This is a genomic window from Promicromonospora noduliphila (assembly GCF_056951025.1).
Genome location: NZ_CM167806.1, coordinates 1398827 through 1422876 on the forward strand (window position 1 = coordinate 1398827; position 24050 = coordinate 1422876).

The 24050-nt window shown below is 69.3% G+C and carries 15 protein-coding genes; 12 read left to right on the top strand and 3 right to left on the bottom strand.

The features are described from left to right. Positions 1-30: 30 nt before the first annotated feature. The 8 genes from AC0QU1_RS06045 (at position 31) to AC0QU1_RS06080 (ending at position 9433) form a co-directional block, all read left to right on the top strand. Positions 31-1017: a LacI family DNA-binding transcriptional regulator gene (locus AC0QU1_RS06045; RefSeq protein ID WP_483575153.1), complete on the top strand. Its 987-nt coding sequence runs from the start codon at positions 31-33 to the stop codon at positions 1015-1017. 44 nt (positions 1018-1061) lie between these two features. Then, on the top strand, positions 1062-2405 hold the full coding sequence (locus AC0QU1_RS06050; RefSeq protein ID WP_483575155.1) for an ABC transporter substrate-binding protein: 1344 nt from the start codon (positions 1062-1064) through the stop codon (positions 2403-2405). A 3-nt stretch (positions 2406-2408) separates the two neighbouring features. Further along, positions 2409-3377 carry a carbohydrate ABC transporter permease gene (locus AC0QU1_RS06055; RefSeq protein ID WP_483575157.1) on the top strand — a complete coding sequence of 323 codons (969 nt, stop codon included), beginning with the start codon at positions 2409-2411 and terminating at the stop codon, positions 3375-3377. Further along, positions 3377-4261, top strand: a complete 885-nt coding sequence (locus AC0QU1_RS06060) for a carbohydrate ABC transporter permease (RefSeq protein WP_483575159.1) — start codon at positions 3377-3379, stop codon at positions 4259-4261. The genes AC0QU1_RS06055 and AC0QU1_RS06060 overlap by 1 nt, the downstream gene beginning before the upstream one ends. Before the next feature lie 85 nt (positions 4262-4346). Beyond that, positions 4347-4688 (top strand): hypothetical protein, encoded by a 342-nt coding sequence (locus AC0QU1_RS06065; protein WP_483575160.1) that lies wholly within the window; start codon positions 4347-4349, stop codon positions 4686-4688. Between the two features lie 43 nt (positions 4689-4731). Then, on the top strand, positions 4732-6420 hold the full coding sequence (locus tag AC0QU1_RS06070; protein WP_483575162.1) for an NAD(P)/FAD-dependent oxidoreductase: 1689 nt from the start codon (positions 4732-4734) through the stop codon (positions 6418-6420). Between the two features lie 150 nt (positions 6421-6570). Then, positions 6571-7068 (top strand): hypothetical protein, encoded by a 498-nt coding sequence (locus AC0QU1_RS06075; RefSeq protein WP_483575163.1) that lies wholly within the window; start codon positions 6571-6573, stop codon positions 7066-7068. Positions 7069-7258: 190 nt separating this feature from the next. Further along, on the top strand, positions 7259-9433 hold the full coding sequence (locus AC0QU1_RS06080) for a pectate lyase-like domain-containing protein (protein ID WP_483575164.1): 2175 nt from the start codon (positions 7259-7261) through the stop codon (positions 9431-9433). Positions 9434-9445: 12 nt separating this feature from the next. Here AC0QU1_RS06080 and AC0QU1_RS06085 read toward each other — a convergent pair whose 3' ends face one another. After that, positions 9446-10219 (bottom strand): TetR/AcrR family transcriptional regulator, encoded by a 774-nt coding sequence (locus tag AC0QU1_RS06085; RefSeq protein ID WP_483575165.1) that lies wholly within the window; start codon positions 10217-10219, stop codon positions 9446-9448. 88 nt (positions 10220-10307) lie between these two features. Here AC0QU1_RS06085 and AC0QU1_RS06090 point away from each other — a divergent pair, with 88 nt between their 5' ends. Then, the gene (locus tag AC0QU1_RS06090; protein ID WP_483575167.1) at positions 10308-11360 is read left to right on the top strand and encodes an amidohydrolase family protein; all 1053 of its coding nucleotides are present in this window, start codon (positions 10308-10310) and stop codon (positions 11358-11360) included. Positions 11361-11452: 92 nt separating this feature from the next. Here the strand turns inward: AC0QU1_RS06090 and AC0QU1_RS06095 are convergent, their stop codons facing one another. Next, a complete protein-coding gene (locus AC0QU1_RS06095) occupies positions 11453-12349 on the bottom strand; it encodes an SDR family NAD(P)-dependent oxidoreductase (RefSeq protein ID WP_483575168.1) in 897 nt (298 codons plus the stop codon). Positions 12350-12360: 11 nt separating this feature from the next. Then, the gene (locus tag AC0QU1_RS06100) at positions 12361-13167 is read right to left on the bottom strand and encodes an SDR family oxidoreductase (RefSeq protein ID WP_483575170.1); all 807 of its coding nucleotides are present in this window, start codon (positions 13165-13167) and stop codon (positions 12361-12363) included. Positions 13168-13267: 100 nt separating this feature from the next. Between AC0QU1_RS06100 and AC0QU1_RS06105 the strand changes: the two genes are divergently transcribed. From AC0QU1_RS06105 to AC0QU1_RS06115, 3 genes are all read left to right on the top strand, one after another. Then, positions 13268-14095, top strand: a complete 828-nt coding sequence (locus tag AC0QU1_RS06105; protein WP_483575172.1) for a helix-turn-helix transcriptional regulator — start codon at positions 13268-13270, stop codon at positions 14093-14095. A gap of 299 nt (positions 14096-14394) precedes the next feature. Next, entirely contained in the window at positions 14395-17574 is a 3180-nt protein-coding gene (locus AC0QU1_RS06110; RefSeq protein ID WP_483575173.1) for a LamG-like jellyroll fold domain-containing protein, read from the top strand. Continuing rightward, the gene (locus AC0QU1_RS06115; protein ID WP_483575174.1) at positions 17571-24050 is read left to right on the top strand and encodes an RHS repeat domain-containing protein; all 6480 of its coding nucleotides are present in this window, start codon (positions 17571-17573) and stop codon (positions 24048-24050) included. The genes AC0QU1_RS06110 and AC0QU1_RS06115 overlap by 4 nt, the downstream gene beginning before the upstream one ends.

The following is a 24050-nucleotide window of genomic DNA, read 5'->3' on the forward strand; positions in this document are numbered from 1 at the left end:
AGCATGCGAGACCTGCGAGGAGAGCAAGCGATGGTCGGAATCCGCGACGTGGCCGAAGCCGCTGGCGTGAGTGTGTCGACCGTCTCGCAGGTCGTCACCGGCAAGCGGCCGGTCTCCGCGGCGACCCGGGCCCGGGTCGAGGCCGCCATCACCCGCCTCGGCTACCGCGCCCACCCCGGCGCCGCGCAGCTTCGCGGCGGGCGCACCGGCACCATCGCGCTGATCGTGCCCACGCTGGAGAACCCGTTCTACCCGCTGGTCGCCGTCGGGATGCAGGACGTGCTCGTGCCCCGCGACATCCTGCTGACCGTCACCGACGCCAGCGGCCTCGACCGCTCGGCGAGCGCCATCCACCGGCTCCTGTCCCGCCGGGTGGACGCGATCGTCGCCGCGCCGTTCGGCCTGAAGGCCTCCAGCCTCGACGAGCTGCACGACGCCGGCATCCCGTTCCTCACGCTCGGGCAGGCGCCGCCGGGCGGCGGCGACTTCGTGCACACCGACGACATCAGCGGTGCGCGGACCGTGACGGAGCACCTGATCGAGCGGGGCCGCCGTCGGATCGCCTTCCTGGGCGGTGAGGAGGCGGTGGTGCCCACCCAGCAGCGGCTGGAGGGGTACCAGACGGCGCTGCGCGCGGCCGGCATGCCGCTGCTCCAGGACGACATCGTGTTCGAGGAGTACACGCGCGAGGGCGGCCAGCGCGGCGCCGCCACCCTGCTCGACCGCGACGACCGCCCCGACGCGATCGTCGCGGCCAACGACCTGATCGCGATCGGCGTCCTGGACACGACCAGGGAGCTCGGCCTGCGGGTTCCCGAGGACGTCGCCCTGACCGGTTACGACGACATCGACGCGGCGTCGCTGGTCAGCCCGCCGCTCACGACCATAGACAACCCCGCGCGGGAGATCGGGCGCGCCTGCGCGCGTCTCCTGCTGGACCGGCTCGACGGAACGGTCACCGACGTGGCTCGCGCCGTGGCCCTGTCGACCCGGCTCATCGTCCGCGACTCGAGCTGAACTGCCCTGACCCCAACCCCATCTCACCCGAGAGAGACATCATCTTGAGACTCACCAAGCGCGCACTGGTCCCCGTCAGCGTCGTCGCCGCAGTATCGGTCGCCCTGGCGGGCTGCGTTGGTGGTGGTGACAGCGACGGCGGTCGGGTCACCTACTGGGGGGCGTTCTACGCGCCCACCACCGAGGAGGCGTTCCAGGAGATCTTCGTCGACGGGTTCAACGCCGAGGGCGGTGCCACTGTCGACATGGAGGTCAAGGAGCTGACCACCATCGGCCAGCTCACCGAGACCGCGGTCTCGGCCGGCGAGGCCCCCGACATCGTGTACTCGGACGGCCCGACGAAGGCCTCCGACTTCGCCCGGGCGGACCGGACCCTCGGGCTGGACGAGTACGCGGAGGAGTACGGCTGGCAGGACAAGTTCCTGCCCTGGGCCTACGAGCTGAGCGTCGTGGACGGTCAGGTCTCGTCGGTGCCCGCCAGCTACGGGTCGATGGCCCTGTTCTACAACACCGAGGTGTTCGAGGAGCACGGCTGGACCCCGCCGACCACCCTCGGCGAGCTCGAGCAGATCGCCGAGGAGGCGGACGAGGCCGGCATGGTGCCGCTCGGTGGCGGCAACGCCGGGTACCAGGGCATGAGCGAGTGGTGGATCACCGCCGTGTTCAACGCCTACGTGGGCCCCGAGAAGCTCTACGACGTGCTGACGGGCGAGGCGTCGTTCACCGACCCGGAGTTCGTCGAGGCGATCGAGCTCATCCAGAGCTGGATCGACAAGGGCTGGATGGCCGGGGGCTCCGAGTCGTACTTCACCACCGACGACACGGCCAACGTGACGGGCCTGGCCAACGGCACCACCGCCATGTACCTCAGCGGGACCTGGACGTTCAACTCGCTCTCCGAGGTCTTCGAGGACCCCGAGCAGTGGGCGTGGGCTCCGCTGCCGTCGCTGAGCGACGCCGTCGAGCCGGGGGTGTTCCCGCTGGCGATCGGCACGGCGCTGTCGGTCAGCGCGGAGTCGGCCGACCCCGACGCCGCGGCGTCGTTCATCGACTACGTCGCGGGCGACGTGGACAGGGCACTGTCCTACACGGCGCGCACGGGTGAGAACCCGCCGCCGCTGGAGATGAGCGCCGACCAGTTCCCCGACGACGTCGACGAGCGGACCGTGGAGCTGTACACCCAGATCCCCGAGACGACCAACGTCGGCTACGCGACATGGACGTTCTTCCCCCCCAAGACGAACTCGTACCTCATCACCGAGTTCGACAAGGTTGTCACCGGCGACATCACGGCCCAGGAGTACCTGGCCGGGATGCAGGACCAGTTCGACGAGGAGTTCGACGCCGGTAACACGCTGGTCCCCTTCACCCCCCTGAACCGAGGCTGACCAGTGGCCACCGAAACAGCGATCGCCGGGGCCGCGCTGGCGGCGGCCCCGGCGCGTCGTGGAGCTCCGCCGGGCCTGCGGGCCCGGCCGCTGGGGGCCAAGGCACAGCGCCGGCTCCTGGCCTGGGTCTTCGTGGCGCCGCTGTTGGTGGTGAATCTTCTTGTCATCACAGGACCGGGCCTGGCCTCGGTGCTCTACTCGTTCACCGACTGGGACGGGCTCAGCGACCCCCAGTTCGTCGGCCTGGCCAACTACGCGGAGATGCTCGGGTCGGACGCCGTGTGGGGCGCGCTGGTCCACAACGTGCTGTGGACCGTCTTCTTCCTCGTCGTCCCGATGGCGATGGGGCTGATCGGCGCGTTCCTGCTGTCGCGGCTGCGCCGGGGCCAGGCGTTCTTCCGTGTCCTGTACTTCATCCCGTACGTGCTGGCCACCGTGGTCTCCGCGGTGATCTGGCGGCAGATCCTCGACCCGTCGGGCGGGATCGGCGTGGCCCTGGCGAACCTGGGGATCCCCTTCCTCGCCGACGTGAACTTCCTGGGCAACCCGTCGCTCGCCCTCGGCTCGGTGGCCTTCATCAACACCTGGCAGTGGTGGGGCTTCCTGCTGGTGATCTTCCTGGCCTCGATGCAGACCGTGGACCCAGCGCTCTACGAGGCCGTCCGGCTCGACGGCGCCGGGCCGGTCCGCGAGTTCTGGCACATCACGCTGCCGATGATCCGCCCGACGCTGGTCTTCCTCGCCCTGATGACCGTGATCTGGTCGTTCCTCGTCTTCGACTACATCTACGTGCTCACCCAGGGCGGCCCGGCCGGCTCCACCGACGTCCTGAGCACCGTGCTGTACCGCGAGGCCTTCCAGAACCAGCGCCACGGGTACGCCTCCGCGGTCGCGATGCTGCTGTCGGCCATCAGCGCCGCGACGGTGCTCGGCTACCTGGTGCTGCGCCGGCGGCTGCGGTGGGAGGTCTAGTGAGCACCGCACAGCCGACCCTGCCCGTGCCCACCACGGAGAACGTCGTGGCGGAGCGGCGGCGTGGCCCGCGCCCCCAGCGGGTCACCTGGCTGATCCTCGGCCTGCTCGGCCTGTACGCCCTCGGGCCGCTGCTCGTCTTCGCGTCCAGCTCGCTCAAGTCGGCGCGCGAGATCGACGAGAACCCGCTCGGCCCGCCGCGGTCGTGGAACTGGTCGAACTTCGCCGTCGCCTGGGAGCAGGCGCACATGGGCGGCGCCCTGCTGAACAGCCTCGTGATCGCCGTCGCCACGGCTCTCGGCGTCGCGGTCATCGCCACGACCGCCGCCTACGCCATGACCCGGCTCGGCCTGCCGGGGGAGGGCGGCTGGATCCTGTGGCTGCTGGTGTCGTCGTCGCTGCCCATCCAGCTCTTCCTGGTGCCGCTGGTGAGCTGGTGGTCCCTCCTGGGCCTCTACAACCAGCCCATCGGCCTCATCATCATCTACTGGGCCGTGTACAGCCCGTTCGCCACCCTGCTCGTCCGGTCGTTCCTGGTCGGGATGCCGCGCGAGTACGAGGAGGCGGCGCGCCTGGACGGCGCGGGCGAGCTGCGCGTCTTCGGGCGCATCGTCCTGCCCATGATCGTGCCGGGCGTCGTGACCGCCGCCCTGGTCTCCGGGCTGCAGGCCTACAACGAGTTCATGCTCGCGGTCACGTTCATCCAGGACCGCGACTTCCAGCCCGTCGCCCTGTCGCTCTACTCGTTCCAGCAGGGCTTCACCACCGACTGGTCGCTGGTCAGCGCGGCCGGTCTGATCATGGCGCTGCCCGTCGTCGTGCTGTTCCTGGCGATGCAGCGCACGTTCATCGACGGCTACGTCTCCCGCGGGGTCGCCGTATGAACCGCCACGGACCGCCGGCACCGATCCACCGCCACGAGCCCCACCACCGCGAGTCCCACCACCGCGAGCCCCAAGGAGTGTGTCGATGACTTCCGCCAAGGAGATCCTGAGCACCACCGCGGCCGAACAGATCGTCTCCGGTGCCGTGGAGCTGGTCACCGTACGCCACTACGACCGGTTCGTCGGGGCGATGCTCGCCACCGACGACGGCCACCGCCTCATGATGGAGGACCTGCACGCCGACGTGACCCACCTGTGGTCGTGGACGTCGTGGGTGGACGGCACGATCGGCGAGACCGAGGTGACGGCGGACGAGCGGACGGCGCGGGCGGCCGTGACCGAGTGGCTCGCCGAGGCCCCGCACGACCGGCGCGACCGCGGGCGCGACATCTTCGCCGTCATCCTGGCCGAGGAAGACTGGCGCTGAGCTCCTGGTGAGCCGGCCCCAGGCACCGTCTACGCTGGGCGCCATGGACGACAGGCCAGTCATCCTGCTGGTCGTCGGCGAGCACGCCGACGTCGTCGAGCAGGAGTTCCGCGCCCGCTACGACCGCGACTACCGGATCGAGCTGGCGGCCGGCTTCGAGGCCGGCCTGGAGCGGGCGCGCCAGCTCGTGGCCGACGGCGCGCAGATCGCCATGATCGGCGCGGAGCACCATCTGGACGACGGCACGTCCGTCGAGTTCCTGCACCACGTGCCCGCCATCGTCGCGACGGCGCGGCGCGTGTCCCTCGTCGCGTTCGAGGACTTCGGCGAGGCCGTCGACGACCTGCGGGCCGCCAACCTGCGGCGCGACATGGACACGTTCCTCATCATCCCGCGGGGCGCCAGGGACGAGGAGTTCCACACCGCGATGGCCGAGCTGCTGTCGGAGTGGGGCTGGTCGGTCGGCAGGCCCCTGGTCACGGTGACGGACCTGGTGGCGGAGCCGGGCGACCGCGCTGCGGCCGCGGTCCGGGACCTCCTGGAGCGCCTCGGCTTCCCCTACCGCGCCCTCACCCCGGCCGACGACGAGGCGCAGGAGATCGTCGAGGCCGCAGGGGCGGGCGCCGACCTGCCCCTGGTCCGCACCTTCACCGGCCGGGTGCTGTCCGCGGCGACGCCGTCCGCGGTCACGGAGGCGATCTACGGCGGCTTCGACTCGATCCCCGACGGCGTCATCGCGGACATCGCCATCGTCGGCGCCGGCCCGGCCGGCCTGGCCGCCGCGGTCTACGCGGCGTCCGAGGGGCTGGCCACCGTGGTGCTGGAACGGGATGCGATCGGCGGGCAGGCCGGGTCCAGCTCCATGATCCGCAACTACCTCGGCTTCCCGCGCGGCATCTCGGGCATGCGGCTCGCGCAGCGGTCGCGCATCCAGGCCGGCCGGTTCGGCGCGCGGTTCTTCACCGGGCGCTCGGCGATCAAGGTCGAGCCGGGGCCCGCCCACGAGCCCGAGCACCAGCACGTGCACGTCGACGGCGCCTGGCTGTGCGCGCGCACGGTGGTGCTCGCGACGGGCGTGAAGTACCGTCGCCTCGGCGTGCCGGGGGTCGACGACCTCGTGGGTGCCGGCGTCTACTACGGGGCCGCGACGTCGATGGCGCGCGAGATGCAGGACCGCGACGTCTACGTGGTCGGGGGCGGCAATTCGGCAGGTCAGGCCGCCGTCCACCTCGCCAAGTTCGCGGGTGCCGTGACCATCCTCGCCCGGCGCGCGAGCCTCGCCGAGACGATGTCCAAGTACCTGGTGCGCGAGATCGATGCGACGCCCAACATCCAGGTGCGGACCCGGACCGTGGTCGTCGACGGCGGCGGGGACGGGCGGCTCCAGTGGCTGCGGCTCGAGGACCTCGACACGGGCGAGCCGACCAAGACGCTGGCCGACGGCCTGTTCTGCCTGCTCGGCGCCGAGCCGGACTGCACGTGGCTGCCCGACGGCGTGGCGCGCGACGAGCGCGGGTTCGTCCTGACCGGCCGGGACGTGCCGCGCGAGGCCTGGCTCGACGGCCAGCCGCCGGCGAGTCTCGAGACCACGGTGCCGGGCATCTTCGCGGTCGGCGACGTGCGCGCCGGGTCCATGAAGCGGGTCGCGTCGGCCAGCGGCGAGGGCGCGTCGGTGCTCCCGCTGGTCCACGCCCACCTCGCGCGCATCCGCGCCCGCGAGTTCGGCGACTGACTCCCGGCTCCGACCCTCCCCTCCGAGCCTCCCCTTTGAGACCGAGGTTCCTTGGCTTTCAGCGGTCTCAAAGCCAAGGAACCTCCGTCTCGAAGGCAAGCTCCCGGCCGTGGTACTGAGCACCCCCTGACATGCGGAAAGATGCCGCACATGAGGTTCGAGTACTTCGCGGTCCCTGACGACGAGACCGCTGCCCTGACCATCGACGGCGGCGAGATCGAAGCGAGCGTGGCATCCCACGTCGTCGACCCCGCTTCGGTGCTGGGTCAGCTTGAGCGCCTGCTCGGCGGCCCCATCGGCGACGACGGCCTGCGCAGCGCGCAGCTCGTCGCCGAGAGTCCCGACGGCGCGCGGCTGGTGATCCGGCTGTCCAACCACCTGGTGAGCCTGTTCGGGATGGTCCGGCCGGGCACGCTCGACGACGTCGTCAAGCACTGGTCGCTGTCGCGGCGGTTCCGCCGGGCGGCGCCCGAGGACCTGAACGCCTTCGCCGCCGGCCTGCACGAGCTGTGCCAGGGGACCGGCAAGCGCGTCTACTGCCGCGCGACCGCCGACGAGAGCGAGCTGGCCGCCGCCATGGTCTCGGGCGGCGCGGGTGAGGCGGAGTCGGACTCCGACGAGCCGAAGCCCTTGCCGCGGCGGCGCTGACGAGGGGTCGTCGGCGGGCTGTCGCGCGGCGCTGAGGACGCGCGCGGCGGCTGCGTCGGCGGCCGCCGCGAGGCGCCGACACCCGCCGCTTCCGCCTAGGTGTTTCCCACAACTGACAGGCCAGTAAGTTTCTCCTTAGGGTGAGGTGCCGCCGCACCGATGCGGCGCGGAACCCTTGCCGGAGGCTGTCATGTCACCTGTTCGGAAGCTGGTCGGCGCCCTCAGCGCCGTCGTGCTGGCTGGGCTCATCGGCGTCACCGCGTCGCCGGGCGCGGTCGCCGCCTCGACCGGCACGATCGTCGGTGCGGCGAGCGGCAGGTGCCTCGACGTGACCGACGGCTCGACCGCCAACGGCAACCGGCCCCAGATCTGGGACTGCACGTCGGGCAACGCCAACCAGTCCTGGACGCTCGCCGACGACGGTTCGGTCCGCGCCCTCGGCAAATGCCTCGACGTCGCGAACGGCTCCACGGCGGACGGCGCCGTCGTGCACCTGTGGGACTGCTACGACTCCGTGGCGAGCCAGAAGTGGACCCTCACCGCGGCCGGCGACCTGGTGAACCGGCCGGCGAACAAGTGCCTCGACGTGACCGGCGGTGCGACGGCCAACGGTACAAGGGTCCAGCTCTGGAGCTGCACCGGCGCCGCCCACCAGAAGTGGACCCACAACGGAGTCAGCGTGCCAGAGCCCGATCCCGTCCTGCCCGACCCAGCCAACCCGGACCTCGGCCCCAACGTCTCGGTCTTCGACACGTCCATGTCCGACGCCGCGATCCAGGCCGAACTCAACCGGGCCTTCGACGCCCAGGAGACCAACCAGTTCGGCGTCCAGCGCGAGGCGATGCTGTTCTTCCCCGGCTCCTACGACGTCGACGCGAACGTCGGCTTCTTCACCCAGGTAGCGGGCCTCGGCCTGGTGCCGGACGACGTGAACATCAACGGCCACGTGCACGTGGAGGCCGACTGGTGGCCGGACGGCTCCCAGAACGCCACGCAGAACTTCTGGCGCTCCGCGGAGGGCCTGTCCGTGACGCCCGCCGACCGCAACGACCGCTGGTCCGTCTCCCAGGCCGCGCCGTACCGCCGCATGCACCTGCGCGGCAACCTCGCCCTGTCCGACGGCGGATGGTCGTCGGGCGGCTTCATCGCCGACAGCAAGATCGACGGCCAGATCAACTCCGGCACCCAGCAGCAGTTCCTCACCCGGAACTCCGCGATGGGGAGCTGGACCGGCTCCAACTGGAACCAGGTGTTCGTGGGCAGCACAGGGGCGCCGTCGAACAGCTTCCCGTCGCCGCCGTACACCACCATCGCCACGACGCCGAAGATCGCCGAGAAGCCGTACCTCTACGTGGACGACAACGGCTCCTACCGGGTCTTCGTGCCCGCCCTTCGCAGCGGTTCCAGCGGCACCACCTGGGCGAACGGCGCTCCGGCGGGCACGTCCCTCCCGATCAGCGCGTTCCACGTGGTGCGCCCCGGCGACACCGCGGCGAGCATGAACGCCGCCCTGGCCGCCGGCAAGCACCTGCTGGTCACCCCGGGCACCTACCAGATCAACCAGACCCTCCAGATCAACCGCGCGAACACGGTGGTCCTCGGGCTGGGCCTCGCCACCTTCGTGCCGCAGGGTGGGATCAACGCCATGAACGTGGCCGACGTCGACGGCGTGCGCCTGGCCGGGATCATGTTCGACGCCGGCACCACCAGCTCGAACGTGCTGCTCCAGGTGGGGCCGCCCGGCTCGTCGGCGGACCATTCGGCCAACCCGACGGTGCTGTCCGACGTGTTCATCCGGGTGGGCGGCTCGATCGCGGGCAAGGCCGCGGTGAGCATGGAGGTCAACAGCGACGACGTGATCGGCGACCACGCCTGGATCTGGCGGGCCGACCACGGCAACGACGGCACGGTGGGCTGGAACACCAACACCGGCCGCAACGGCCTGATCGTGAACGGCGACGACGTGACCATGTACGGCCTGTTCGTGGAGCACTACCAGCAGTACCAGACCATCTGGAACGGCGAGCGCGGGCGCACGTACTTCTACCAGAACGAGATGCCGTACGACCCGCCGAACCAGGCCGCCTACATGAACGGCTCCACCCAGGGCTGGGCGGCGTACAAGGTGGGCGACGCCGTGACCGACCACCAGGCATGGGGGCTCGGCAGCTACGCGTTCTTCAACGTCAACCCGTCGATCGTGAACGCCCGGGCGTTCGAGGTCCCGGTCCGGCCGGGGGTGCGGTTCCACAACATGGTGACGGTGTCGCTGGGCGGTGTGGGGACTATCCGGAACGTCATCAACACCACGGGCGAGGCGGTGAACAGCGGCCACCAGGTGACGTTCCTGACGACGGGGCCGTGACCGGTCGAGAGACTACCCGGCCGCGGTGAGGCGGTCGAGCCACTCTCCGAGCAGGTCGCGCTCCGCGCTGCTCAGGGCCGACTGCTCGGGGAGTGCGCCGCGCAGCGCCCGGGCAGCCCCGGCTGGACCGGCGTCCCGCACGGTGGGCTTCTCGTTGGTGACCGCAGTGACCATCGCCTCCCGCATGGCGCTCAGCAGCGCGGGGTCGCGCTGGTCCTCGGGCTGGGACAGCCACGTGAGCACCGCACCGCGGGCGGTGGCCTGGATCAGCGTCACGGCGAGCGGCTCGTCGACGCGCAGCAGGCCGGCCGCCGCGAGGCGGCGGATGCGGCCCCGCAGGATCTCCATGCCCGCCTCGAACGCGGGCGACGCCCTGCCCCGGCGTGGCTCGCCGTACATGAGGGCGTACAGCGCCGGATGGGCCAGGCCGAACTCGACGGCGAGGTCCCAGCCGGCGCGCAGGTCTGCCAGGGGGTCCTCCGGGGTGACGGCAGCGTGCTTGGCCGCGAGGAACGCCGCGTAGGTGTGCTCGGCGACCGCCTCCAGCAGCCCGTCCATGTCGTCGAAGTGCCGGTAGATCGCCGGAGGCTGTACCCCGGCCGCCGCCGCGACCGCGCGGGTGGTGACGCCGCCCCGGCCCTCGCGTGCGAGCAGGTCGGCGGCGGCCTCGAGCACTCGCCGTCGGATGAGCTCACGTCCGCCGGCCGTCGCCTCGGCCGAGGTATCGGGGACGACGTCGGGCGAAGTGCCGGGCGAGGCGGCGTCGGCTGGGGTTCTTCGAGGCATGTATCAACGATACCGCCGATTGTGGAACAGTGTGAGTATCACTGATACCGTTCAGAGCGTTCCAGTGAAACCAACGATCGGAAGAACCATGACCGAGCACGAGACTTCAGCGAGAACCCGGATCGTCGCCCTCGAGGAGCATGTGGTCCTGCCGGTGCTGCTCGACGCCTGGGCGCTGGTGGGGGAGCCGCAGATCCCGCAGCGCGGCTTCGGCGACGAGCTGCTGGCCCGGCGCCTGCGCGACGTCGGGGAGCTGCGCCTGGCCGACATGGACGACCAGGGCATCGACGTCGCCGTGCTGTCCCTGGCGTCGCCGGGCGTGCAGAACCTGACGGCGTCCGACGCCGTGCGCGTGGCGCGCGAGGCGAACGACACGCTCGCCGAGGTGGTGGCGGGCAATCCGGCGCGGTTCCAGGCCTTCGCGGCGATCCCGACGCCGGACCCGGGAGCTGCCGCGGCGGAGCTCGAACGGGCGGTGACCCAGCTCGGGTTCCGCGGCGCGATGCTCTACGGGCGCACGGGCGACCTCCTGGCCGACGCGCCCGAGTTCGACGACCTCTACGCGACCGCCGAACGGCTCCGCGTACCCCTGCACTTCCACCCGCAGACGCCGCCCCAGCCGGTGCTGGACACGTACTACTCCGGGCTCGGCGGTGTAGGCATGGGGCTGGCGACGGCAGGGCTGGGCTGGTACTACGACCTGGGCGTCCAGTACCTGCGCATGATCCTCTCCGGGGTGTTCGACCGGCACCCCGAGCTGCAGGTGATCGCGGGGCACTGGGGCGAGGTGGTCCTCTTCTACCTCGACCACGTCGGCATCATGGCGTCCAACGCTCACCTGGAGCGGCCGCTGGCCGACTACTTCCGCCAGAACTTCTGGGTGGCGGGCAGTGGAACGGTCAGCGAGCGCTACCTGCGGTGGACGGCGGAGGTTGTCGGCACCGAGCGGATGCTGTACTCGACCGACTACCCCTACACGTTCGGTACCCGGCCCGATGGTTTCCCGTACCTCGACACGAGCGGCGGCGTCGCGCGGACGTTCCTGGAGCAGGCGCCGTTCACCGACGAGGAGAAGACGGCGATCGGGTCCGGCAACTGGGAGCGCCTCACCGGTCACCGCCCCGCTGTAGCTCGCCACTGACGGCGCTTCAGCAGGCTCAGGAGGGCCGGAAAGGGCCGGGTTATGGTCCTCCTGAGCCTGCTGAATACTCGTCAGGCCGCGCCTTGGGCCGGTCAGCCGTGGGACAGGCGGGACAGTTCCGCGCCGTCCTGCCAGGTCTGGAGGCGGCGCTCGTAGATCCCGGTGACGATCTGGTGGGCCTGGGCGCCGAACAAGGCGCGCAGCGGCGGGCGGTCGCTGTCCACGATCTTGAGCAGTGCGGCGGCGGCCGCGGCGGGGGAGCCGGGTGCCTGCCCGCCCCGCCGTCGGGCAGCGGCCTCGCGGACGAAGTCGTAGGTCGCTGAGTGCGCGGAGGTGCGGGCGGACGACCCGGCCCAGTCGGTGTCGAAGCCGCCGGGCTCCACGAGGGTCACGTGGATGCCCAGTGGCTCGACCTCGACCGCGAGCGACTCGCTCATGGCCTCCAGGGCCCACTTCGAGGCGTGGTACGTGCCGAGGTTGGCGAAGGCGCCGACGCCGCCGATGCTCGACATCTGCACCACATGCCCGCTGCCCTGCCCGCGCAGGATGGGCAGGGCCGCCTGCGTCACCCACATCGCGCCGAAGAAGTTGGTCTCCAGCTGGGCGCGCAGCTCCGCCTCGGTGACCTCCTCGACCGCACCGAAGTGCCCGTACCCGGCGTTGTTCACGACGACGTCGATCCGGCCGAACCGTTCGTACGCCTGCCGGACGGCGGCGCCGTCGGCCGCGCGGTCGGTGACGTCGAGCTGGAGCGGCAGGAGCCGGTCGCCGTACCGGGCCACGAGATCGTCGAGTGTGGTGAGATCGCGGGCCGTGGCCGCGACCCGGTCGCCGCGGCGCAGGGCCGCGAGGGCGAACTCGCGGCCGAAGCCCCGGGACGTGCCCGTGATGAACCAGACCTTGGGCCCGCGGGTGCTCCCGGTGCTCGCGGCTGCGCGGTTCGCGGCTGCGCGGTTCGCGACCGGGCTGTTCGCGGCTGGGCCGCTCATCGCTGCGCCGCTCATCGCTGGGCCGCCGGGCGCACGATGATCTCGTTCACGTCGACGTCGGCCGGCTGGTCGATGGCGAACGAGATGGCACGGGCGATCGAGTCCGCCGGGATGAGGTTGCGCCGGAAGCCGACCATGTAGGCCTGCGCCTCGGGGTCGGAGATGTGCTCGGCGAGCTCGCTCTCGACCGTGCCGGGTGTGATCGTGGTGGTGCGGATGCTCGGGTCCGACTCCATGCGCAGGCCCTCGGTGATCGCCCACGCCGCAAACTTGGTGGCGGAGTACACCGCCGACGTCCGATACACCTCGTGCGCGCCGACCGAGGCGACCGTCACGACATGCCCGCCGCCCTGCCGCCCGAAGTGCGGCAGGACCGCCGCGATGCCGTTCAGCAGTCCCTTCACGTTGACGTCGATCATCTGGTCCCACTCGTTGACCAGGAGGGCGTCGAGCCGGGACAGCGGCATGATCCCGGCGTTGTTCACGATGACGTCGATGCGCCCGTGCTCCGCGACGACCTGGCCGACGACGGCGCGGACGGCGTCGCGGTCGGTCACGTCGAGGCGGTGGGCGCTCGCCGCGCCTCCGTCGGCCTGGATCTTCTCGACCAGGGCCTCGAGGCGGTCGGTGCGGCGGGCACCGAGGGCTACCCGATGGCCCTCCGAAGCGAGGCGGAGCGCCGTGGCCTCGCCGATGCCGCTGCTCGCGCCGGTGACGAGGACGACCTTGGCGGGGGCGGGCTTCTGAGCCGATCCTCGGGCCGTTTCCCGGGTCGTTTCGTAGGCAGGTCCTTGGGCTGGTGTGGTTTCCGTGGTCATGGCCCCAGGCTCCGGCGCTCGTCGTCGCCCCGGAAGGACGCCGTCTTCCTGGGTGCGGCACACCCTGGATACGTCGGGCGGGGCGAGTACCGTCGAAGGCATGACCTCATCACCGCTCGGCGACTACCTGCGCGGCAGGCGGGCTCAGCTCACGCCGGAGGCGCTCGGCCTGCCCGTGTACGGGAGGCGCCGCGTCGTCGGCCTGCGGCGTGAGGAGGTGGCGATGCTGACCGGCGTCAGCGTGGACTACTACGTACGGCTGGAGCAGGGGCGCGAGGTGAGCCCGTCGCCGCAGGTGCTCGACTCGCTCGGCGAGGTGCTGCGCCTGGACCACGACGGGCGGGCGCACCTGTACCGCTTGGCCGGTCTGAGCCCCCGGCCGGAGCCGCCAGCGCCGGTCGAGGAGGTCGATCCGTCACTGCTGGAGCTCATGCTCTCGTGGCGGGACAGCCCGGCGATCGTGCTCGGCCGGGCGTTCGACGTGCTGGCGACCAACCCGCTGGGCGAGGCGCTGTTCGGCGGGTTCGCGTTCTCCCGGAACCTGACGCGCGCGACCTTCCTCGACCCGGGCGCGCGCACCTTCTACCCGGACTGGCACCTGGTCGCGGAGAACACCGTGGCCGGTCTCCGGCTCGCCGACGGGCTGACCCCGGGCGACCCGCGCATCCGGGCCGTGGTGGACGAGCTGCGCGTGAAGAGCCCGGACTTCGTGACGATGTGGGACCAGCACGACGCGCGGGGGAAGCGGCTGACCTCGAAACGGTTCCTGCACCCGGAGGTGGGGCACCTGGAGCTGCGGGTGCATGCGTTCGACGTGCGCGGGGCGCCCGGGCAGGAGCTCGTGGTCTATCACGCGACGCCGGGTTCGCCGGCGGCGGAGGCGCTGTCGCTGCTGGGGGCGATCGCGGCTACTCGGGCGGTGGGCTGAGGCGGTCGGGTCGCTCGCGGTGACGGTCAACAACCCGGAGGGGGGTGAACATAGCGGGCGACGTGCGTCGAACACCATAGAGCGGCCGAACAGTCGCTGGCGACCGGCGACGTTCACGACCCGACCGTCATGGGTGATCGACTATCAACGTAGATCATCAGGGTCAATAGTTCCAACGGGTGTAGTCACCCGGTTTGGCACTAGTGCGAACTATGTGCGGTCTGGTTCGATCCTTGCCAGGTAGGTAATACGTACTTGGCAAGGGGTTGACCGTGAGTGCTGGTGGAGTGAATCGCCGTGTGATCCGTACGCGGACCGGCACCGCGATAGCCGTCTCGATCACCCTGGTGGCAACGCTCGGTGTGGGTAACGTGGCCCGCGCAGATCGAGTCCTGCCGGTGGATGGGCCTGTCGAGTGCGTGGACGTGCTCACCGAGGACGGTGTTGACCCGGTACAGGTCGCGAGCTACTGCGGGCACGACGTCGAGGTCGCCACGGCCCGGACGCCGTGGGACACCTACATCGTCCAGCCGAACGGGCAGATCCGGTGGGAGTCCAGCACCAAGGCGACACGTACCAAGGTCCACGGGGAGTGGGAGCCCGTCTCCGGCGCGGTCGTCACGGACCCGAATGGCGGCCTGACGGTCGCCTCGGGTGTGTACGACATCGATTTCCGCGCAGCCGCGCCGGGCGAGCCGTTCGCTTCACTCGCGGACCCGTCGGGCACTGCCGGGGACGTCGGCTGGGACAACCTGGTGGGTGAGGGGCCTGGTCAGCCTGTGGGCGACCGCCGCATGGGCTTGACGGTTCCGTTCGGGCTCGGGGAGCCGGCCGTCGATCCTGTGGTCGCTTCGCGGGTCGTCTTCCCGGTCCTCCGCGCTGCCGGTTCTCCGATCGCGGGTGCGTCGGTGGTCGTGACGGTCGAGGACGACGGCACGGGCCTGCTCCCGATCCTCAGGCTGGACTCTGTCGAGGCCGTGAACGCGGTGACGGCGGCGTCCCAGACGGGGGAGATCGGCTTCGGGATCGAGGCGTCCGGGGATATGGCGATCCAGCCCGCGGACGCGATCGACACGGGGGACGGGAACGTCGTGTCGGATGGCATCTTCAAGGTGGTCGATCCGACCGTCGACTCCGCCGAGGGTGGTGCGGGCGTGGCGGTGTGGTCCGGTGCCCGCAGCCTGCAGTGGGACTCGTCGGCGGGCACACCTGCCGAGGTGACGTCTGCCGGGTCCGGCGCACTTGACGCGTCCGCCACCGCATCAGATACCTCCGTCTCCTCGGAGGGGGCTGACGATCGTCTGCTGGCACCGGTCGACGGCGACATGGTGGCGCCGATGGACGTGGAGATCGCTCCGGACGGCGGTTCGGCGACGGTAACCGCGGACGAGTCGATGTTCACTGCACCGGGAGCGACCGGACCGTTCTACATTGACCCGCAGATCAAGGGCTCACTGCACGAGTGGACGGCGATCAAGAGCGGCTGGCCATCGAGTGCGTCGTCGTACAAGTTCTCAGATGACGAGGGCGTCGGCTTGTGCCCGACGTCGATCAGCTGGCCGGTGTGCGACCGGACGAGCGTCCACCGGCTGATGTTCGAGTTCTCGATGACTGGGCTGCCCCATGGTGTCGACGCTGCCGAGGTATCGAGCGCGAAGTTCAGCGCCTTTGGCAGCCACGCCTACGACTGTGTGAACCGGTCGATCGATCTGTACAAGATCGGTGCGAACGTGTTGACGTCCTCGACGAGCTGGGATACCCGGGGCACGTGGACGGAGTTCCAGTCACGGCAGATCGTGACGCACCGGGCAGCGTGCCCGGACTCCTCGGACAAGCCGCGGCGGATCTACTGGACGGCGACGAGCGCTGCCAAGGATGCGGCGATGGCCAATGTCGACTATCTGACCCTGGGCTTGCGGGCCCTGGACGAGACGGATGAGGCTGCGTGGAAGCGGTACGTGGCATCGACGCTGGACGGTGTGGAGCATCGGGCGATGCTCGTGGTGACGTTCAACCGGCCGCCGTTCACACCCACGACGGCATCGATGAGGACGAAGGCCTCGGCGACGGCTGATGAGCTGGCGTGCGTCACCGTGGCGTCGGATGCGACACCGATCCGGACTCAGAGGCCCTACTTGCAGGCGCAGGGGAGCGACCCGGACGGCGCGGACCCGTGGAACCAGACGGTGTCCATGAAGTTCATCGTCGTGGACAACGCGACGAATGACGTGCGGTGGGAGTCGGGGTGGACGAGCACTGCCGCGAGCGGATCGACTCACCAGGTACAAGTCGGCAGGTTGCTTTCGTCGCAGCGCATCTACCGGTGGCGGGTGAAGGCACGCGACTCGACCGGCCACGAGACCGGCTGGTCGGATGACGCTTGTATGGTCCGTCCCGATACCACGGCCCCGAACGAGCCGATCGTCAGCTCCGACCTGTACAAGGAGTATCCGGCCGGAGTCTTCGGCGGAATCAGGCAGAACGGAACCTTCACCTTCCGGCCTGACGGGTCAACTGATGTCGTCGCCTACAAGTACTTGTTCACTCACGGTCAGAAGTCAGGCACCGTGCCGGCTTCAGCAATTGGGTGGGCAGAGGTGGACTTTGCCCCGCTCACTCCAGGGCCCAATTTCGTGGAGGTCCAGTCGAAGGACGCCGCGGGGATCTGGTCTCCGGAGGCGAGGTACGTGTTCTGGGTGGGCTACCCGGCACGTGACGGGCTATGGCACCTCGATGAGGCGACGGGCCTGACCTCGAGCAATGACGTGACGACGGGTGAGACGGCCGGCGACCTAACGCTGAGCTCGACGGGTCTGTGGCAGAACGCCGACGGAAGTCTTGCACGTGGAGCGATACGCGAGCTCTATCCTTCCAACCCTGAGCTGGCTGGCGACCACGCGCTGGTCTTCGATCAGAACACGGACGTCGCGCGGTCGGAGGGACCAGCGGTAGCGATCGACAAGTCGTACACGATCTCCGCGTTCATGAAGGTCCCCGCCCCGGGCGCCGTCACCAGCGCGGGTGCCGCAGTCTCCCAGGAAGGCGACAACCGGGGGTCTTTCCACCTGGGTTACTCGACAGACGGGGACTGCCCGGACGGTGAACCGTGCTGGGCGTTCTGGGTGAAGGACGCCGACACCACCGATGCGGGGCACATCGCCGTCCGGTCGGACGTCAACGTGGAGCCGAACACGTGGGTCAACGTCGCGGCCCAGTATGACGCCGCAGCCGACACGCTGAGCCTTCGTGTATGCAACCCGAACGCCCCATTTGATGCGCCGGAGCCACAGGTGCTCGACGGCCTCGAGCCGTTCGCGTACACGGCTACCGGTCCTCTCCGGCTGGGCTCGGGGATGCGTGCTGGAGCCGTGGAGTACCCATTCCGCGGAACCGTCGACGACGTTCGCGTCTACAAGGAGCCATTGTTCAGCGACGTCGAGCGCATGGCCGCAATCTGCAGGGGATCGCAGGTCTCGTGAGCCTCGACCGCATCTACCGCCGTGCCATCCGATCGACTGTCGACCATGCGGACCTTCCAGGGGAGACCATGAACCGAGACGCAACTCGCGCGCGCCGCCAGGCCCGTGCAGGCAGTGCTGTGGGGGCAGCGCTTGCCCTTGTCCTCCTGATGCCGGTGACAGCGCCGGCGGCCGAGCTGCCTGGTCCGAGCGTCGAGGAGCGGCAGTCCTGGAGCCTTGAAGAGGCTGCTGAGCACGATCGTGAGTTCGCGGGCGAGGTCGAGCTGTCTGACCCGTTGCCGGCCGAAGAACAGGCCGGTACCGGTGATGGTTCCGATGCGCTCGAGGTCGACATTCCGGCCTCGCACCCGGATGACGCCCCTGTGCCTGTCAGTGCGGGGGAGGCGAGGTTGGACATCCCGACGCAGGCCGGTGGTCAGACCCGTGCGGACGTGGGCGGGCTGCCGATACACCTTGAGCCCGCCTCGACGGACAACGCCGCGACCGGGGCCCTGCAGGTGCGCACGCTTGAGCAGGCGGCGGCGACGGCGGTGGGCGTGTCGGCGCTGTTTACTGTGGAGCAGGCCGAGCAGCCCGCGGCGTCGGGAGCGGTCAGCCTTGGCGTGGACTATGAGGGCCTGACAGGTGGCAACAGTGATCTTGGTTCACGTCTTCGGCTCGTGGAGCTGCCTGGTTGTGCTGTGACGACGCCGGAGATCGCAGAGTGTCAGAGCCAGGTGCCGTTGGCGGGCCAGGAGAACGACCCTGCCACTGGTGAGCTTGCCGGTGTTGTCGACGTGGCGGCTGAGCAGGTCCTGCGGTCGCCTGACGCCGCCGAGCGTGCCGCGACTACGGCAGAGGCAACGGTGCTCGCGGTTGCGGCGGGTAACAGCGGCTCGGAGGGTGACTGGGGTGCGACAAAGTTGTCGAGCGCGGCGTCGTGGGAAACATCCGGCTCTTCTGGGTCGTTCACGTGGTCCTACCCGTTCCGGATGCCGGGGACCGCTGGCGGCCTGACGCCGGAGATCTCACTGGCTTACGACTCGGGGAGCGTGGACGGACGGGTCGCCTCGACCAATGCGCAGACATCGGAGATCGGTGAGGGTTGGGAACTCGACGCGGGCGGCTATGTGGAGCGCAAGTTCGTGCCGTGCATCGACGACCAGGCAAACGTGGACGGCAGCGCGCCGAACAACGCGTCCCATGACACGGGAGACCTGTGCTGGAAGAACGACAACGCGACCCTCGTGCTCGGTGGCAAGGCCACCGATCTGATCAAGGACGAGACCAGCGGTAAGTGGCGCCTGGAGGCGGACGACAACACCAAGGTCGAGCACCTCACCGGCGGGTGGAACACCGACAACAACAAGGAGTACTGGAAGGTCACCACGACCGACGGGACGCAGTACTGGTTCGGCAGGGACAAGCGCAGCGCGGAAGATACAGCGAACCTGGAGTCGTCGTGGACGGTGCCGGTGTACGGCAACCACCCCGGTGAGCCGTGCCACTCGAGCGCGTACTCGGCTTCCCAGTGTGATCAGACCTGGCGGTGGAATCTGGACCATGTGGTCGATACGTCGGGTAATACGATGTCGTACTTCTGGACCCACGAACGCAACGCGTACAGCCGGAACAACACCGGTGCCGCCACGGTGTACATGCGGGGCGGGTTTCTGGACAAGATCGAGTACGGCAAGCGTGCGGGGGACCTGACCGCCACGGCGCCCGTGGTGGTCAACTTCACCTATGCCGAGCGGTGCATCGCCACCAGCTCGTTCGACTGCGCGACGCTGAACGCTGATACCCGCACGCACTGGCCGGACGTGCCACAGGACCGGTTGTGCGCGATCACCGCGGAGACGTGTGAGGGCCGATCCTCGCCGTCGTTCTTCACCCGCAAGCGGCTGATCACCGTCGACACGAAGATCCTGCGTGCTGATGGCACGTACCGGCCTGTGGACGAGTGGACGCTGTCACACTCGTTCCCCGACGCGGGCGACGGGATGGATGCCCTGTGGCTGGGGGAGGTCACTCACAAGGGCGTCGGGGGAGGAACGGACGTCACACTGCCTGCCACGCAGTTCGGGACGGTGCAGAAGCCCAACCGGATCGCAACCCCGACGGGTGGGGCGACGGCGATGAACCGGATGCGGATCGGGGAGATCCGCACCGAGTCCGGAGCGATGATCACCGTGTCCTACACGGGGGCCGACTGCACCGCGGGAGGGACGTTCCCGACCCCGGAGACGAACACGCGCCGGTGCATGCCGGTGTGGTGGACCCCGGAGGGCGCCGAAGACCCGGTCATGGAGTGGTTCCACAAGTACGTGGTGACCAGGGTGTCGGAGGACCCGAGGGACGGCACCTCGAACCCGAAGATCACCTCCTACGCCTACGCCAACGCCGCCTGGCGGTACAACGACGACGAGCTGACCCTCAAGAAGCATCGGACCTGGTCGACCTGGCGGGGGTACGGACTCGTCAGCGTGTACACGGGTGACACGGCGCGCAACCCCGGCATCACCCAGACCCGGACCCGATACCACTACTTCCAGGGCATGGACGGCGACCGGCTCAATGCCACGGGCGGCGCAAAAGACATCAAGGTCGATGGGATCGATGACCTGCCCCAGTGGGCGGGCCAGGTGCGCGAAGAGACCGTCTACAACGACGCCGCTGTGGTGTCCTCGACCAAGACCCTGCCCTGGCGTTCGGACTCCACGGCGGAAGACGCCGACGGGGACAAGGCGTTCCACACCGGTGTCGCGGAGGTCGAGACCACCACCACCGCACCCGAGCGCACGGGCGGAGACCTCGTGACCCGAGTGGTGACGACGAACGACCCCGACTACGGTGTGCCAACGACGGTCAGCGACTTCGGTGACACGGACGACCCGACGGACAACACCTGCACCACCACGACCTACACCCGCAATCTCACCGACCACATCCTGGAGACCGTGCGCCGGGTCGAGACCTTGGACGTCCTGTGCTCGGCCGTCTCGAATCTCCCGCCTGATGCCGTAGTCGATCATGTGGTGTCTGACCAGAAGTACGCCTACGACGGCGGCACGATGGCCACCGCGCCGACTGCTGGGTTGGTGACTCTGTCGCAGGAGGTCCGTGCCTACAACGAGAACAACGAACCAGCCTATGTCGACGTCGAACGCACCACGTACGATGAGTTCGGGCGACCCGACACGTCGAAGGATGCTGCCGACAACCTGACGCGGACGTTCTACTCGACGAGCCAGAACCTCACGACAGGTACAAGGGTGGAGTCTCCTGACCCGGACGGCACCGGACCGTTGACGGTGCACGAGACGCATACGGTGATCGACCCGGCGTGGGGCACCCCGACCAAGGTCACCGCTCCGGACGGGCGGGTCACCTCGGGTGCGTACGATGCGCTGGGCCGGCTCACCAGCGTGTGGGAGCCTGGCCGGGTGCAGGGCACCAACACCGCGACGCGGACCTACACCTACACGGTGCGGTCCACGGGCGTGAACGCCGTGACCACCGGCACCTTGAAGTGGGACGGCAGCGGGTACATCACCTCGACCGCCTTGTACGACGGCCTGCTGCGAGAGCGGCAGACCCAGGCCACCAGCGCCTCAGACCTGGTCACCGGCCGGGTGATCACCGACACCGTGTACGACACGCGCGGGCTGGTGGTGGTGAACAACCATGAATGGCACGCTAGCGGTGTGCCCTCGACGGGCGTTCTGTCGACGACCGCAGCGGTGCCCGGCCGAACCCTGACGTCCTACGACGGCGCGGGCCGGGTCACCTCAGAGCTGTTCCAGGTGGACGAGGACGCCGAGTCCACGGACAACGGGACCTACATCCCGCGGTGGACCACGACCACGCAGCACCTGGGTGACCGGGTCAAGGTCGACCCACCGACGGGCGGGACACCGACCACCACGATCACCGACGGGCGTGGTCGAACGGCAGAGCTGCGTCAGCACCTCGGGGCCGGTCCCTCCAGCTCCTTCCAGGCCACGAAATACACCTACGACGGTGGGGACCGCCTCCTTGGCGCGACCGACTCTGCGGGTAACGCATGGTCGTACAAGTACGACCTGCGCGGGCGTCAGATCGAGGCTTCCGACCCGGACAAGGGCGTGACCACGACCACGTACGACGTGCTCGGGAACGTCTCCACGACCACGGACGGGCGCGGGCAGGTCCTCGGGTACACCTACGACAAGCTGAACCGGAAGACTGCTCTCCTTGCCGGTGCCACCAGCGGCACCGAGCGGGCCACGTGGACGTACGACCGCCTCGCGGACGGCGCAGTCCACAAGGGACGGCTCGCTTCCTCCACCCGTGTGCAAGGCACTGCGGAGATCACCACAACGGTGAACGGGTACGAGGTCCATGGGCAGCCGACCGGGACCACGGTCACGATCCCCAACCAGGTGGGCGGCCAGGACCTGACCGGGGTTGCCGGAACGTGGACGACCTCATACACCTACACGGTCGATGGCCGGTTGGACACCACGACTGTGCCTGCCGGGGGCGGTCTGCCTGGGGAGACGTTGAATCTTACCTATGACAACGCGAACCAGGTATCGAACCTCGAGTCCGGTGCTGTCGGCCTGTATGTGCGCTCGGCCGACTACGCGCCCACGGGCGAGATGGTGCGGTTGTCGCTGGGGAGCACGTACGCGAATGTGGAAGACCGGGACTACGAGTTCGGCACGCGGCGGTTGATCGGGTCGACCGTGGTGGCCGAACAGGCCGACCTGACCGCGCACGATGTGCGGACCGCGGCGTTCACGTGGGACGACGCCGGGAACCTGACCAGCGCGTTCGATACCCCGAGGGCGAACGTCGGCGGAACGGGCAAGGACCGGCAGTGCTACACGTACGACGGGCTACGGCGGCTGACGACCGCCTGGACCCCGGCGACCGCCGGCTGCTCGACCGCGCCCACCGTAGACGGGCTCGGCGGAGCGGCACCCTACTGGCAGGACTACACCTACGACGCCGTGGGGAACCGGACGAGGAAGGTGGAGCACTCGCTGCCGGACGGCACAGCCGCACGTACCAGCACCTACACCTACCCCACCGCGCCCGCAGGGACGCCCGTCGTGCGGCCACACGCCGTGTCCCAAGTGACTGCCACGGGCCGACAGGCCGGCACATCCCAGTTCTCCTACGATGACGCCGGCAACATGACCGGCCGGGAAGTCGTCGGCAGTCCCGACCAGGAACTGGTCTGGGACCCGGAAGGCGAACTGGCCACGGCCGCCGAGGACACCAGCGGCGACGGGACCGTGTCCGATGCCGAAACCGCGGCGGGGGACAAGTACGTGTACACCGCCGACGGTGACCGACTGCTGCGAACCCAGGACGGCAAGACCACCCTCTACCTCGGCACCACGGAGCTGACGGTCAACCACTCCACCGGGACGGTGACCGGGCTGCGGTACTACACGTTCGCCGGCCAGACAGTGGCGGTACGCACGGGGCAGGGCGACTCCGCCGTCTCGAGCATCTTCTCCGACCGGCACGGCACCGGCGAGGTCCAGATTCCGAACGTCACCGGCACGAGGACGCACCGGTACACCGACCCGTTCGGCGCACCCCGTGGACCTGAGGCCGCCGGTTGGACCGGCGACCACGGCTTCTTGGACAAGCCCAAGGACACCACCGGGCTGACTGCGATCGGCGCACGAATGTATGACCCGATGCTGGGCAAGTTCATCAGTGTGGATCCCATTATGGATCTTGCTGATCCCCAGCAATGGGCTCCTTACTCCTATGCCAATAACACTCCGACCACACAGTCAGACCCAGACGGTCTCGATCCGCGCCCAATACATGAGCGTGGCGAGGGTGGCGAAAGTTGTGCGGGATTCGGTTACAACGACTGCGACAAGAGCGGTGGCAAGGGCGGTGGAAAGGGCGACGACCCAGGAAATGGAACACCGTCTATTCCTGACGTCGATGATGGGCCCAACGATGTCGTAGAGGACGCGCTGGATACCGTTGTGGACACTGGGAAGGAGGCTCTTGAAGCGATCGACCCCAGGGAAGCCTACAAATGGGTTCTTGATAACGCTGCCGAGGGAGCCCTTGATGACATAAAGTACATTCGCGGGGGTCTTGGTCTCTTCGGTGATGTTATGACCTTTGCCGGATACTGCGGCGCTGCCGTCGAGGGCTCGGGGAACTGTCTGAGCAACTGGCGGGAGGGAGAATTCCTCTCCGACGGTGCCTTCTGGCTCGCCACGACACAGACTGGAGTTGAACTCGGCTCTCAGTTCCTTTACGGGTTGGCCGGAGCTGCCGGTGGGGCTGCAATGATGGGCGCGATCGGCGCCGTCGCCGGTGCTGGCGTGGCATCGTGGGCGACGGGGCCTATCGGCATGGCTATTGGTACCGGTGCCGGCTCGTTCGTCGGCGGCTGGGCGGGTGCGGCGGCAGCCCAGGGCCCGAACCAGGGAGTCAGGGAATTCTGGCGCCGACAGGGATGGCTGGACTGA

Excerpts from the sequence above, each read along its gene's own strand:
- AC0QU1_RS06045 (WP_483575153.1), top strand. The coding sequence starts at position 31 with ATGGTCGGAATCCGCGACGTGGCCGAAGCCGCTGGCGTGAGTGTGTCG.
- AC0QU1_RS06065 (WP_483575160.1), top strand. The coding sequence starts at position 4,347 with ATGACTTCCGCCAAGGAGATCCTGAGCACCACCGCGGCCGAACAGATC.
- AC0QU1_RS06070 (WP_483575162.1), top strand. The coding sequence starts at position 4,732 with ATGGACGACAGGCCAGTCATCCTGCTGGTCGTCGGCGAGCACGCCGAC.
- AC0QU1_RS06075 (WP_483575163.1), top strand. The coding sequence starts at position 6,571 with ATGAGGTTCGAGTACTTCGCGGTCCCTGACGACGAGACCGCTGCCCTG.
- AC0QU1_RS06080 (WP_483575164.1), top strand. The coding sequence starts at position 7,259 with ATGTCACCTGTTCGGAAGCTGGTCGGCGCCCTCAGCGCCGTCGTGCTG.
- AC0QU1_RS06085 (WP_483575165.1), bottom strand. The coding sequence starts at position 10,219 with ATGCCTCGAAGAACCCCAGCCGACGCCGCCTCGCCCGGCACTTCGCCC.
- AC0QU1_RS06090 (WP_483575167.1), top strand. The coding sequence starts at position 10,308 with ATGACCGAGCACGAGACTTCAGCGAGAACCCGGATCGTCGCCCTCGAG.
- AC0QU1_RS06095 (WP_483575168.1), bottom strand. The coding sequence starts at position 12,349 with ATGAGCGGCCCAGCCGCGAACAGCCCGGTCGCGAACCGCGCAGCCGCG.
- AC0QU1_RS06100 (WP_483575170.1), bottom strand. The coding sequence starts at position 13,167 with ATGACCACGGAAACCACACCAGCCCAAGGACCTGCCTACGAAACGACC.
- AC0QU1_RS06105 (WP_483575172.1), top strand. The coding sequence starts at position 13,268 with ATGACCTCATCACCGCTCGGCGACTACCTGCGCGGCAGGCGGGCTCAG.